Annotated in this window: 8 protein-coding genes, 2 tRNA genes and 1 pseudogene; 4 read left to right on the top strand and 7 right to left on the bottom strand. The window is 61.9% G+C overall.

Annotated features, from left to right (window positions below; genetic code table 11):
• Window positions 1–19: 19 nt before the first annotated feature.
• Window positions 20–90 (bottom strand) — tRNA-Gly (locus ACFQEU_RS06170).
• A 159-nt stretch (window positions 91–249) separates the two neighbouring features.
• Here ACFQEU_RS06170 and ACFQEU_RS06165 point away from each other — a divergent pair.
• The gene (locus ACFQEU_RS06165; protein WP_379780318.1) at window positions 250–1,353 is read left to right on the top strand and encodes a molybdopterin-dependent oxidoreductase; all 1,104 of its coding nucleotides are present in this window, start codon (window positions 250–252) and stop codon (window positions 1,351–1,353) included.
• 6 nt (window positions 1,354–1,359) lie between these two features.
• On the opposite strand, the gene pepF is transcribed toward ACFQEU_RS06165, so the two are convergent.
• The 3 genes from pepF to ACFQEU_RS06150 form a co-directional block, all read right to left on the bottom strand.
• Complete coding sequence (pepF, locus tag ACFQEU_RS06160; protein WP_379780316.1) at window positions 1,360–3,159, bottom strand: oligoendopeptidase F; 1,800 nt, start codon at window positions 3,157–3,159, stop codon at window positions 1,360–1,362.
• Window positions 3,160–3,362: 203 nt separating this feature from the next.
• Complete coding sequence (gene rimI / locus ACFQEU_RS06155; RefSeq protein ID WP_379780314.1) at window positions 3,363–3,845, bottom strand: ribosomal protein S18-alanine N-acetyltransferase; 483 nt, start codon at window positions 3,843–3,845, stop codon at window positions 3,363–3,365.
• A gap of 130 nt (window positions 3,846–3,975) precedes the next feature.
• A complete protein-coding gene (locus ACFQEU_RS06150) occupies window positions 3,976–5,598 on the bottom strand; it encodes a PAS domain-containing protein (RefSeq protein ID WP_379780311.1) in 1,623 nt (540 codons plus the stop codon).
• A gap of 162 nt (window positions 5,599–5,760) precedes the next feature.
• Here ACFQEU_RS06150 and ACFQEU_RS06145 point away from each other — a divergent pair.
• From ACFQEU_RS06145 to ACFQEU_RS06135, 3 genes are all read left to right on the top strand, one after another.
• Window positions 5,761–5,833 (top strand) — tRNA-Arg (locus ACFQEU_RS06145).
• Between the two features lie 321 nt (window positions 5,834–6,154).
• Complete coding sequence (locus ACFQEU_RS06140) at window positions 6,155–7,177, top strand: DUF7961 domain-containing protein (RefSeq protein ID WP_379780309.1); 1,023 nt, start codon at window positions 6,155–6,157, stop codon at window positions 7,175–7,177.
• Window positions 7,178–7,248: 71 nt separating this feature from the next.
• Window positions 7,249–8,286 (top strand): restriction endonuclease, encoded by a 1,038-nt coding sequence (locus ACFQEU_RS06135; protein WP_379780307.1) that lies wholly within the window; start codon window positions 7,249–7,251, stop codon window positions 8,284–8,286.
• 15 nt (window positions 8,287–8,301) lie between these two features.
• Here ACFQEU_RS06135 and ACFQEU_RS06130 read toward each other — a convergent pair whose 3' ends face one another.
• From ACFQEU_RS06130 to ACFQEU_RS06120, 3 genes and pseudogenes are all read right to left on the bottom strand, one after another.
• Window positions 8,302–9,171 carry a DNA adenine methylase gene (locus tag ACFQEU_RS06130; RefSeq protein WP_379780305.1) on the bottom strand — a complete coding sequence of 290 codons (870 nt, stop codon included), beginning with the start codon at window positions 9,169–9,171 and terminating at the stop codon, window positions 8,302–8,304.
• Window positions 9,172–9,272: 101 nt separating this feature from the next.
• Window positions 9,273–10,664, bottom strand: a complete 1,392-nt coding sequence (locus ACFQEU_RS06125; protein ID WP_379780303.1) for an ATP-binding protein — start codon at window positions 10,662–10,664, stop codon at window positions 9,273–9,275.
• Between the two features lie 112 nt (window positions 10,665–10,776).
• Window positions 10,777–11,772: pseudogene (locus tag ACFQEU_RS06120) on the bottom strand (tyrosine-type recombinase/integrase).
• Window positions 11,773–12,291 lie beyond the last annotated feature (519 nt).

The raw sequence follows: 12,291 nt of genomic DNA, 5'->3' as shown, positions 1-12,291 counted from the left end.
GGGAAACGACTGAAAGGAGTGCACCGGCCGAGATTTGAACTCGGGTTGCAACCATGGCAAGGTTGCGTGATACCACTACACTACCGGTGCGTGCGTTGCATTCGATGATGCGTTGGTGAGACACTTAAACCTATCACATCCACGCTGACGGGGGACCGGATCGGGTGACTGGACGCCGATCGCCGGTCGGATCGGCGGTCGCCTGAGTCGCCGGCCAAGGCTTATATCGCGGTCCCTCGAGGGATCGCCATGCGGCTCCGCGAAGCGGTCGCCGGCGCGTGGCGGCGGTTGGAGCCGCCGCCGCGGCTCGTCGACTGGTCGCTCCTCGTCGCTGTCCTCGCGGAGGTCGGCACCGGGCTCGTCTCCTTCACTGTCGGAACTCCCGACGGCTGGCCGCTGTTCTGGCTCCACCGGGCACTGGGGCTCGCCATCGTCGGCCTGATCGGATTCAAACTCCTCCGGGTGCGACACCGGCTGTTGCGGCGGGAGCTGTGGCAGCGCTCGACCGCCATCTCGGTGCTCACGCTCGTCGCCGCCCTCGGGGCGCTTTCGACAGGGATCCTCTGGGTGTTCGGGCTCGATGTCCGGATCTCCTACTGGACGCTGCTGTCGGTCCACGTCGGGTTCGGGCTCGCACTCGTCCCACTCGTCGCCCTTCACGCGACCACCCGATTCCGGCCCCCACGCCGGGTCGACTTCGAGGGGCGGCGGACCGCAGCGCAGTACACGGTCCTCCTCGTCGCCGGCGCGGTGACCTACCGGCTCCAGCAGGGGGTCAACCGACTGCTCTCGACGCCGGGTGCGGCCCGTCGCTTCACCGGCTCCCAGCCCCGCGAGGGCGACGGGAACCGGTCGTTCCCGGTCACCTCTTGGGTCGCCGACGACCCCGACCCGATCGACCGAACCGACTACCACCTGACCGTGACGGGACTCGTCGCGGAGCCACGGGAGCTCTCCGTGGGGGCGCTCGACGCCGACGACGAACGGGAGGCGCTGCTCGACTGCACGAGCGGCTGGTACACGGTCCAGGAGTGGCGTGGGATCCGGGTCGACGAGCTGCTGGAGGCTGCCGAGGGGGTCGAAGGACACGGGGACGCGGAACCGGCGTACGTCCGGTTCGTCTCCGTCACCGGCTACCGCTGGAGTCTCCCGCTCGCGGAGGCGAAAGACGCCTTGCTCGCCACCCACGTCGGCGGGGAGCGACTGGCACACGGCCACGGTGCGCCCGTGCGGCTCGTCGCGCCCGGTCGGCGCGGTTTCCAGTGGGTGAAATGGGTGACTCGGGTGGAGGTCAGAGCTGAGCGCGACCCCGCACAGTGGGTGGTCACCCTGATAAGTGGCTTCGACGACTGACCGCGGTCAGTCGAGATCGAGCAGCGCGGCGACCTCGTCGAGGTACCCGTCGTAGATCCCGACCGCGGATTCGATCGGGTCGGGCGAGGACATGTCGATCCCGGCGCGCTCGACGACCGCGAGCGGGTAGTCGGAGCCGCCCGCCTTCAGCATCTCGCGGTAGTCGGCCGCGGCGGGTTCGCCCTCCTCGAGCACGCGCTCGACGATCGCGGCGGCGGCGGAGATGCCGGTCGCGTACTGGTAGACGTAGAAGTCGTAGTAGAAGTGGGGGATCCGCTGCCACTCGCGCTCGATGCCGCCGGTGAGCTCGGCGGGCTCGTAGTACGACCCTTTCAGGTCCGCGTAGAGCTCGTCGAAGGCGTCGGGAGTGAGCGCCTCGCCGGCCTCGACGCGCTCGTGGATCCGCTGTTCGAAGGCGGCGAACATCGTTTGCCGGAACAGCGTGGACCGGAACCGTTCGAGGTACTCGTCGAGCACGTGAGTCCGGAGCTCGTCGTCCTCGACGTTCTCCAGCAGGTAGTGGGTGAGGAGGGTCTCGTTGACGGTCGAGGCGATCTCGGCGACGAAGATCTCGTAGCTTGCGTCGTGCCACGGCTGGGCGTCACCCGCGAGCTCGGAGTGCATCGAGTGACCGAGCTCGTGGGCCAATGTGTACATCGAGGCGACATCGTCTTGGTAGTTCATCATGATGAACGGCTGGGTGTCGTACGTGCCCGAGGAGAACGCGCCCGACCGCTTGCCGCGGTTCTCGTACACGTCGACCCACCGCGAGTCGAGCCCCTCGGCCATCCGCTCCTGGTACGCCTCGCCGAGCGGCGCGACCGCCTCGATCACCCACTCGGCCGCCTGGTCATACTCCACGTCGGGGCCCTGATCGCCCGTTAGCGACATGTACAGGTCGTGACTCTGGAGCTGGTCGACGCCGAGCGCGTCCGCCTTCAGTTCCGCGTGCCGGTGCAGGACGTCGAGGTTGTCGTCCACGGTGTCGACGAGCGTGTCGTACACCTCGACCGGGACGTTGGTGCCGTCGAGGGCGGCCGCTCGGGCGCTGTCGTAGTTTCGGATCTCCGCGCTCGTCACGTGTTCGCGCACCGCCTTCTCGAGCGACGTGCCGACGGTGTTTCGGACGTCCGCCCACTCGTCGTAGAACGTCTCGTGGACGCGGCGGCGGAAGTCGCGGTCGGGGTTCGTCTGTAGTTTCGTGAAGTTCGCCTGCGTGATCTCCACCGGCTCCCCGTCCGGGTCCTCGACGACGCCGTAGGTCATGTCGGCGTTCGTCAGCATCGAGTAGATCTCGCTCGGCGCGTCGGTGACCTCCGACAGCTCGGCGAGCACCTCCTCGACCTCCGTCGACCGCGTGTGGGGTTTCATCCGCAATACGTCGTCGAAGTAGTGCTCGTACGTCGCCAGCTCGGGCTCCGCCTCGATGAACTCCTGGACCTCCGCCTCGGTCAGCGACTGGAGCTCGGGTTCGAAGTAGGAGGTCGCGCTCGACGCCTCGGACTGTAGCGAGGACGCCTTCGCCGCCATGGCCTGGTACTCCTGATCGCGGGTGTCCTCGGCGCTCCGAAGTCGGGTGTACGTGACGACGCGGGCGAGATCGCGGAACACGTCCTCGCGAAGTTCGAGCAGCTCGAGCAGCGTCTCCGGCCCTTCCGTGACGCGGCCCTCGTACGCCCGCAGTTCGTCGAGACGGTCGGCGAGTGCCTCGTACGCCTCCGTCCATGCCTCGTCGTCCTCGAAGACGCTCTCGAGGTCCCACTTGTACGCCTCGTCGATATCGGACCGCTCGGGAACCGAACTCATATCAACCCGTTTTCCCCCCGAGCACTAAGCCTTGTCAAAAGCGGAAGGCGGGACCGGTTCGCGGCAGCGGGCGACAGGCGATGGGCGACCGGTGGCGAGCGGCAGGCGACGGGCGACAGGCGGCGGGCGGCGAGCCCCACCGGTCGGTATCAATCGGCCGATCGATGTCTGCCAGTCGATCGATGTCTGCCAGTCGATCGGTGTCACCCGGTCGACTCGCCGGACACCCACTCCGCTAGGTCGACGACGAGCACGAGCGCGTCCTCGCCGTCCCGGTAGTAGCGAGTCGCCCGCCGAACGGGCTCGAACCCTTCGTCGGCGTACAGCGATCTGGCTGCCTCGTTGCCCTCGCGGACCTCCAATCGAACGACCGCCGCGCCGCCTGCGTGGAGCCGTGCCAGTCCCGACCGGAGGAGCGCGCGGCCGATCCCCCGGCCGCGGTAGTCGGGGGCGACCGCGAGGTCCTTCACGTGTCCGATGTCGCGACCCGCGTTGGGAGTGACGTCGGCGACGACGAACCCGACGACGCGCCCGTCGCGCTCGGCGATGAGGAACGCCGGCTCGTCCACCAGCCGCTCGAAGGCGTCGTACGGCCACGGGTCGTCGAAACACGCCCGCTCGATCCGAACCACATCGAGCAAGTCGCCCCGTTCGGCACGCCGGATCGTGGCCTCGACGGGAGTCACGGCCCGGTTTCGGTGCCGAACGGAATAAACGCGGCGGGCCGACGCGCCACAGGGAACGGTCCCGGGCCCGTGGTCGCCCGCGCACACGATGGCGCGGTTGTCCGACCACCGGCTGCCGACATGTCGGGATTCACCGAGCGATCCACGGCTCCGATCGGTCGATCTCCGAGGGCGTCGGAGCGTGAACGACGAAGCACGCGCCGCTCGGCCGGAAGTCGTCGCAGGCACCCCCGACAGCCAGGGCGCGTCCGTGTACCGGTCGGTCCGCTGGAGGGTCGATGCGGGGACCGTCGTCCGCCGCCTCGGGCATGGGGTCCGCGAGGCGGACCCGCCAGCCGTGAGACTCGACGATCTCGCGGACAATGTCGAGGCCGTATCCGGTTCCGTGGTCGCTGGTCGTGAACCCGGACTCGAACACGTCCGACCGGTTCTCCGGGTCGATGCCGGGACCGTCGTCGGCGACGATGAACCCGCCGTCCGTCGCGGTCACGGCGATCGTCGGCGCGGCTGAATCCGCCATCGAGCCCGCGGTTCGCGACGTTTCGCTTGTGAAACCGTGTTCCACACTGTCGTCGGGCTCTGCCCGACTGCTAGTCGAGCCGTGCTCGACGCTGTCTCCGGACTGTGTCCGGTTGCTCGTGGAACCGTGTTCCACACTGTTCCGAAACAGGTTCTCGAACACCTGTTGGATCCGGCTCCGATCCCCGCGGATCGTTGCATCGTCGCCGACGAGCAGGTCGGCGTCGGCCGTCCCCGCAACCTCCCATGCGTCGTGGACCACGGCTTCGAGCGAGAACTCCGTCGGCTCGACGAGGCCGTCCCCCTGGCGAGCCAGCGTCAGGAGCTCGGTCGTGAGCTGGTCGATCCGGTCGACCGCCCGCTCGCCGCGGTCGAGGGGGTCGAGGTCGTCCTTGTGTTTGGCCATCTCGATGGACGCACGGATCACGGACAGGGGATTCCGGAGGTCGTGCGAGACGATGCTCGCGAACCGGTCGAGTCTCTCGTTCCGGTCCGCGAGCCGCCGTTCGCGGCGCTTCCGCTCACTCACGTCCCGCGAGTTGATCACCAGTTCGCCGACGGCGTCGTCCGGGAGCGACCGGGTTCTGGACTCCAGCCAGACCCAGTCGCCGTCGGCGGTTCGGTAGCGGTACTCGAACGATGCCGCCGCCGTGTCGGGATCCGAGAGTGCCCGATAGAACCCCTCCGTTACGCGTTCGCGGTCCTCCGGGTGGACGTATCCGAGCGGCGACTGTCCGACGAGCGACCCCTGCTCGTAGCCGAGCACGTCCTCGACCGAGGGGCTCTCGTACCGGACGCGCCCGTCCGCGTCGACGACGGTGACGATGTCGGTACCGTACTCGAGGAACTCCCGGAACCGGTCCGGGAACGCCCCGTCGACATCGACCCGTCGGCTCGTGACGACGCGCCCCTCGAACGCCGGCGCGAGCGCCTCGTCGACGACCGACTCGACCCAGACGTAGCCGCCGCTCGCGTGTCGCAGCCGGTGGGTGACTCGGCGGTCGGTCGCGACCGCCGAGAGCGCGTCCGAGACGGCTGTCCGGCCGTTCGGGTGGACGTACTCCAGGAAGTCGCTTCCCGTGAACGTCCCCCTATCGACCCCGAGCACTCCCGGCACCGACGGTCCGGCGAACGTCACCTCGCCATCGACGGCGACCGTCGCGAGGAAGCGGTCGCTGTCGGTGGGAGGGGCGTCGTTCGTCGGGCGTGTCTGGTCGCGGGGTCGCAGGGTCATCGTTCGACTCGTTCCCGTCTACGAGTGCGTGTATATAAACCAGCGCCCACAAAATACCAGAACTGATATCGATGTCCGGTTGGGGTGCTCGGGTGTCGTTGCTTGACCCGGAACACCGGGAGTCAGAAGCGTTAAACGCTCGCCCGGAATACGCGTTCGTGAGGGCGCGTAGCTCAGCGGACAGAGCACTTGGTTCCGGACCAAGATGCCGCGGGTTCAAATCCCGTCGCGCCCGTTCCGTTTTCTGACGGGGCAAATTGACAGGACGGCGGCCGGGTGTATATAAAACGAACCCCCAGTGACGGGTTTGAGTTCGTCAGGCAGCGTGACGGGGGTCGTCGCCTTCGTGCGGTTCGTGAAATACACCTGACGGAGTCGGGATAAAGTCCTTTGGGTGGTTGGTGGTTTCGTCGTGCTAGGCCAGTCTAGCTCGAGGTTTCACGATTAACCAGCCGCTCTCGTCGGGGCCGGAATCATGACGCTCCCTCGCCCTCTCTTTCTTTGATTTGATATTTCATACTGAAAATATATCTGTCCGGTGTCTAATACTCAACTGATGTATCGGTTCACCCCGGACGAAATCGATCACGAGCGAGCCCACCACCAAGCGGTCATTCAGGGAGCCGACGACCTAGATGTCAAGCGGATCGGTAACCTCGGCGAGCTCGCGTTCGAACAGTTCTGTCGCGAGTACCTCCCCGTCGAGATGTGGGAGTGGGAAAACGAGGAGGCGATCCGACGGTGTAACCCCGAGAGCTTCTCCGGACACGATTTCGAGGTGTTCGGCTACACGGTCGACGTGAAATCCTCACGAGATGTCTCTGCTTTTCTTCCTCAGTCCCTGGTTGAGCGCGATCCCGACGACGACATAGTGGTAATGGTCTGGCACCGGGACAACGAAGACAGTTTGATGCTACTCGGGTGGGAGCGCCTCGAGACCCTGAAGTCGAAGGTCGAAACGGAGGCGGCCTTCTCCGGTGACTCCCCGGAGAAGCTCGACCACCTCGCGGCTCGACCGATGAACGAGCTGCTCGATCTCGGGCCCAATACCGCTCACATGAATCAGAAGCCAGAGAATCCGTTCTCACCGGGAGATCGAGTGGTGAAGGCCGGGGATTCGGAGCCGTCGGTGGGGATCGTCGTCGAGGTTCTGCCCCCGGAGCAGAACACTGGGGCGTTTGGACACGAAATGGACGGGGAAGCTGTGCGGGTCGCGTTCCCGAGTTCGCTCGACGAAGGACCGGGTGCGTGGCGCGACTACCACCCCGCGATCCTCGCGTCGTACTGTGACGACCAGGACGTCAAGCTCTGGACGTACAAACACGAGAATCTCGCATTCGCGGAGAACCCGTATGTATCGGGAGACCAGGTAATCAAGACCAGCCATAACGATCCAAACACAGCCGTCGTGGTGGAAGACTCTGGGGAGCGTGGCGATGACAACGTGACAGTCGCATTCTTGGGTGATGTCGAGGAGGAGGACGTATCGCCGGGAGAGCTTGCGAAGCACTGTGAGGAGAACGGGATCAAGTGTTACACGTACGAGTATTCGGAGCTAGATTTCTCAACCAAAGATTGATCCAGCCGCTGTAACATACTGGTCGCTTTGGCGAGAGGATTTTTATTCAGCCGTGAGAACTTCGATCCTGAATGAGAGTATCGACGGTAAAAGAAGAACTGCTTGATAAGGGGTTACAGATTGACCACGAGCAGTTTGAACAGCTCTGTAAGATGGTGATCGAGCGTGCGGAGCCAACTCGTGAACTTGAGCTAACGCCGTTCCGTGGCGATGGTGGAATCGATATTCACGCGGTCATCGATCGAGAACTGTTCCACGCACGGCTTGGCATTCAAGCGAAACAATATGCTACTGGGAACACCGTCGGAGCCCGCACCCTCCGCGGATTTAAAGGCGCACTCTCAGAGCAACAGTATCACATCGGAACGGTGATCACGACATCCTCGTTCACGTCTGGCGCCGAGACAAGCGCAAACCAAGATTTCATTCGGTTGATCGACGGTGACCGGCTCACGGACATCATGATCGAGAGCAGTATCGGCGTCGTTACAGACGACGAGTCATACGAACTCGATCCCACGTTCTGGAGCGCGTTCGAGAAGCCGGAGCGCACCGACACGATTCCGTCACTAGAAGTACCACAGGCGGACAACTTTGAGGTGATACGCACTGTCATCCAGGCGGTTGGAGTGGGTTCCGACACTAAATCCAATATCGCAGACTACGTCCGAAGACAGACAGATACGGACTCGTTTGATCCGAGGCAAGCGGATTATTACGGTATTGCCGCGTGGCTTCTCCAGTTTCTCCACAAAGAACAGGAGGTCGAAGTCGACAACCACACGATCCGCCGTTGGGGACTCACTCGCCTCGGTGAGGAATACCTCACGTACCTCGATCGTGGCAATCGAGAATCCGCAGATGATCTACTCACACAACAGATCCGTGATGTCGAGATCATCTCCCGCGTATACGCTCAGCTGGAAGTAGACGGTACTCTCTCCCGAAGTGATATTACGGAGATCCTCGCTGCCGAAACAGATCTCTCGGACTCAACCACTCGTCGACGTGCCCGAACCGTCGGACAGTGGCTCGTTCGCCTTCCAGAAATCACTACGAGCGGTCGAGGAGCCCAGCAACAATACGTTCTAGCCTCGACGCCACGCTGAGGGATTTTCGACGACTCATTCTGTAAAGTCGGAGAGGGTCTTTCGTCGTTGCTCATCTGGTGGAACGTTTGTAATGAGTACTTCCGAGACTTCCCCACGACTGCTGGCCTCACTATTTATCGCACGAGTGGCGTCTACGTACCTGACCGAGAACGCGTCGTAGCCCTCGTATAATTCTACAACCGGCGGCGAATTAGAGAGAATCACGGAAACATCCATCTCTGTGAGCTCTATGACGACATCACGAAGCCGCCGTTGGTCCTCTCGATCGAATCCAGCCGCCTGATATGAGTTGAAATCCGCGGTTTTCGACACCGGTTCGTACGGCGGATCAAAATACACAAGATCGCTACTAGAAGCCTCATCGACGACGTAGCTAAAATCCGTATTAAAAACTACTGTGTCTTGGAGAACACGTGATGCCTTCCGAATCCGCTGCTCTTGTACCCAATCTGGATTTGAATACCGTCCGAAAGAGACGTTGAATTCGCCATCACTGTTCTCCCGGTACAATCCGTTGAAACACGTCCGATTCAAGTATAATAGTAAGCTCGCCTCTCGAACCCTCTCGTCCTGTGTTAGAGTCGACTGGGTAAGGTGCGTATTGAACTCCGAGCGAGCGTCGTAGTAGTATTCCTCCGTATGCTCGTGTGTTTTGTTCTCGGCAATGAGGGCGTCCGGTCGGTCTCGAACGATCTCATAAAACGTTGTTAACCGCGTGTTCAGATCGTTTATCGTCCCATCGTCAGGATCCTGATGAAAAAAGACAGCGCCACCCCCTACGAACGGTTCGTGATACGCCTCATATGAGATCGGAAACTGCGCCGTGATCTCTGAGAGAAGCTGGCGCTTCCCACCCGCCCATTTTAAGATCGGCTCCACCATTCAATATAGATCTCCTCGGTATTAGCAAAAAACTGTCTCGTTGGAGTAGCAATCTCTCTCGATACTTGATCAGTCTTGTTGAGATAGCGTTTGGAGAGTAACTACTCTCCGAGCACGGCGACGATGTCGTCGATCGTATAGAGACGTAAATCGTCACGTCCGGCAGCGGCTTCGCGGACGCTATCCGTAAACCCGCTCCGGGAGAACAGCACGTATTCGACGGTTCGCGTGCCACCGCCCGACGGCTGCCACCGGAGTTCCTCGACGTGCGCCTCCAGTGAGCCTAGTGCGCTGTAGTCGAGTGGCGATTCCTGATACTTACACTCGCCGACGACGAGCGTATCCTTGTCAGTGAGCCCGACGACGTCGATCTCGTGGTCCTGATACCACCACTGTCCGACATCGACGATCGGTGTCTCATCGTACAGCGTCCACAGGGCCTCACAACACAGCTGTTCGAAGGCGGGAGCGACGAAGTCGGCCAACTCCGGTTCGACGAGTCGCTCGTAGGCCTTGTCGCCGAACTGGTCGTAGCGATCTGAACTCCCGTACAGGAACCGGAACCAGAACCGGAACAAGGGGTCACGCAGCCGATACTGACTTCGCTTGGATCGCTCCGGCTTCTCGGTCACCGGCACGTGCCGTTCGATAAGCCGAAGCCGAGAGAGTCGATCCAAATACGTCGATAGCTGGTTGTAGTCGATACCTGTCACACCGGCGATCTCGTTCCGTCCGGTCGCCCCGCCGGCGATCGCTTCGAGGATCGAGAAGTAGCGCGTCGGCTCTGTCAGCTCCATACGAAGAACGTGCTCCGGCTCGTTGCGGAGTGACCCGTGACGGGTCAGCACCGTCTGCTGGATGTTCTCGCCGAACGATCGATCCGCGTCGAGTTCCTCGAGGTAGTAGGGAACGCCACCGAACACGCTCCACGCACGCACGGCCTCGTCCGCTGTCGCATCGTCCGGGAGAAACTCCATCGCGGCGTCGAACGAGAGTTCACGGATATCAAGTGTGAGGGACGTCCGGCCGTACAACGGGCTGTCTCCGAGTAGCGTTGCTTCCTCCATCATGCTGATCGACGATCCGACCAGAACGAACGTCGTCTCCGATTCGTCGAAGTCGTGATCGAACAACGCCTGTAACACTGACGGAAGACTCTCGTCCTGTTCGATCAGGTACGGAAACTCGTCGAGGACGACGATTGCATTCTGATCGGCCAGATACCTGAATAGCCGCTCCCAGTCGGGACGAATGTCTTCGATGCCGGGAAACGTCTCGGCTGCGGCCTCGATGAACTGTTCCAGTTGGAGCTCTCGCGTCTTCTGTCGTGCCTGATAGAAGACTGCGTTCTCCTGTCTCTCAAGCGCCTTCTTTACGAGTCTCGTTTTCCCCAGCCGTCGCCGCCCGTACACGACCGCAAGGTCTGCGCTCCCCGAGTCGAAGAGATCGTAGAGTCGATCCAGTTCCTCCGACCGGTTCACGAAGTCTACCATGGCGACGAGTTAGTGACTGTAGAATAAAAATATTCTGAATAATCATATTCTAGAATATCATATTTGAGTATATTATAATGGGCAGTGACGAACAGTGATCGGCGAGCGCGTCTCAGATGTTGTCGAGATACCCTCGGCGCTGCTCCATTTTCTCATGCTGACTCCGTCGGTCGTAGTGCTCGTCGAGAACTCCCGGTGTCACGTTCGCACGATCGCTGACGACGTCTTTCGGAACATCATTGTTCAGGTGGTGAGTGATTCCACCACGTCGAAGGGCGTGTGGACTGACGCTTGAGGGGCAGTCAAACGCGGCAGTATACACCATCGCGTCACAATCGTCTGGATCACGGTCGTGGGGACACTCTCCAGTGGAAATACAGGGCCTTGTGTACCTATAGCAATCACCTCGAAGCGTTGATCGATGTGCTCGCCCGTTCGATGTCGACACAAGTGGTCGTCTCTCGAACTCGTCATCAACATCGGGCCGTCGATTCGAGATCCAGTCATCGAGCAACCGACACACCTCGTTCGATAACGCGATCAACCGTTCTCCATCGGTACCGTTCTTGATCGTCGTTCCCGTCTCTGAGCGGTTGATGACGGCGATGTACCGCCCTTCCGGATCGTAGTCGTCGACGTCGAGCGAGTGGACCGCGCCAGTTCGCATCAGCGTGATCACGACGTGAGGACGTGACGCGTACTCGTACTTCGAGAGGTACTCGAGAACCTCCTCAGCACGATCGGACTCGAGCATCACGTCGCGGACGTTCTGCCCGTCTCGCAACACGGGCGACCGCACCTTCGTATGGAGATCGTCGACGACGGCGTCGATGCTCTCTAACCATTTCACGAAGACGCGAATCGTGTCCATCTGGGTCTTCTCCGTCGCGGGCGCGAGGTCACCCTCGCGACGACGTCACAGACGATACGCGTGAAGGCTCCGTCCGCTCAGCTCATTCAGGTTGTCTATGTCTTCTTCACCACACCAGCGAACGAAGTGACCGAGACGGGAGCTGTGCGAGTACAGCGTTGCTTTGGCCACCTCGGCTTCGCGATCGGCGAGGTACAGTTCTACGGCTGTTTCCGGGTCGATTGGTTCGAGACTCATCGCTCTTGGTGGCGCGAGTCGCAGTTACGACCCCGATCTGAAGTCCTCGATTTCGGGCAGTACAGGCCCGAAAGGACGATCCGTTCTCAGTATGAACTCGCGCCCGTCGCGCCCGTTCCGTTTCGTAACGATCCACATCCAACGGACAGGATCGTGTTCATTTACCCATCGATCCCAGCTGACGGTGGCGGCACTCATTGAGCAGCTCGTGCACGTGATCGTTGACGAGGCCATCCAGCGGACGCCGTTCGTCGACGGAGTCGCACCCGGCCGCGGCGTCGGTTGCGAGGTACGTGCACGGGGAACGCCCTTACCGCGGGAAACCGCCGCCCATGATCGCGGTCTGTCGCTTAGTCAGCAGGCGGATGCTGGTCTCACCATTCGATGGTAAGAGAAGAGCAGAGACGTGTGAGGAAGAGCGGGCCTATCTTTTTTCAAGGCGAGAATCCCGCTGTTTACGGCGGGCGTGAAGCCGACAACTCCTATACGAACCACCGTCGGTTGCAGGCCGAATACCCC

The organism is Halorubrum tibetense, assembly GCF_042661865.1.
GTDB lineage: Archaea > Halobacteriota > Halobacteria > Halobacteriales > Haloferacaceae > Halorubrum > Halorubrum tibetense.
The sequence above is the reverse complement of the archived record's forward strand: the minus strand, read 5'-3'. Positions and strand labels throughout refer to the sequence as shown.

What these genes read in the sequence shown, in the direction of transcription:
- ACFQEU_RS06130 (WP_379780305.1), bottom strand. Translation starts at nt 9,171, where the DNA reads ATGGTGGAGCCGATCTTAAAATGGGCGGGTGGGAAGCGCCAGCTTCTC.
- ACFQEU_RS06140 (WP_379780309.1), top strand. Translation starts at nt 6,155, where the DNA reads ATGTATCGGTTCACCCCGGACGAAATCGATCACGAGCGAGCCCACCAC.
- pepF (WP_379780316.1), bottom strand. Translation starts at nt 3,159, where the DNA reads ATGAGTTCGGTTCCCGAGCGGTCCGATATCGACGAGGCGTACAAGTGG.
- ACFQEU_RS06135 (WP_379780307.1), top strand. Translation starts at nt 7,249, where the DNA reads ATGAGAGTATCGACGGTAAAAGAAGAACTGCTTGATAAGGGGTTACAG.
- ACFQEU_RS06125 (WP_379780303.1), bottom strand. Translation starts at nt 10,664, where the DNA reads ATGGTAGACTTCGTGAACCGGTCGGAGGAACTGGATCGACTCTACGAT.
- ACFQEU_RS06150 (WP_379780311.1), bottom strand. Translation starts at nt 5,598, where the DNA reads ATGACCCTGCGACCCCGCGACCAGACACGCCCGACGAACGACGCCCCT.
- ACFQEU_RS06165 (WP_379780318.1), top strand. Translation starts at nt 250, where the DNA reads ATGCGGCTCCGCGAAGCGGTCGCCGGCGCGTGGCGGCGGTTGGAGCCG.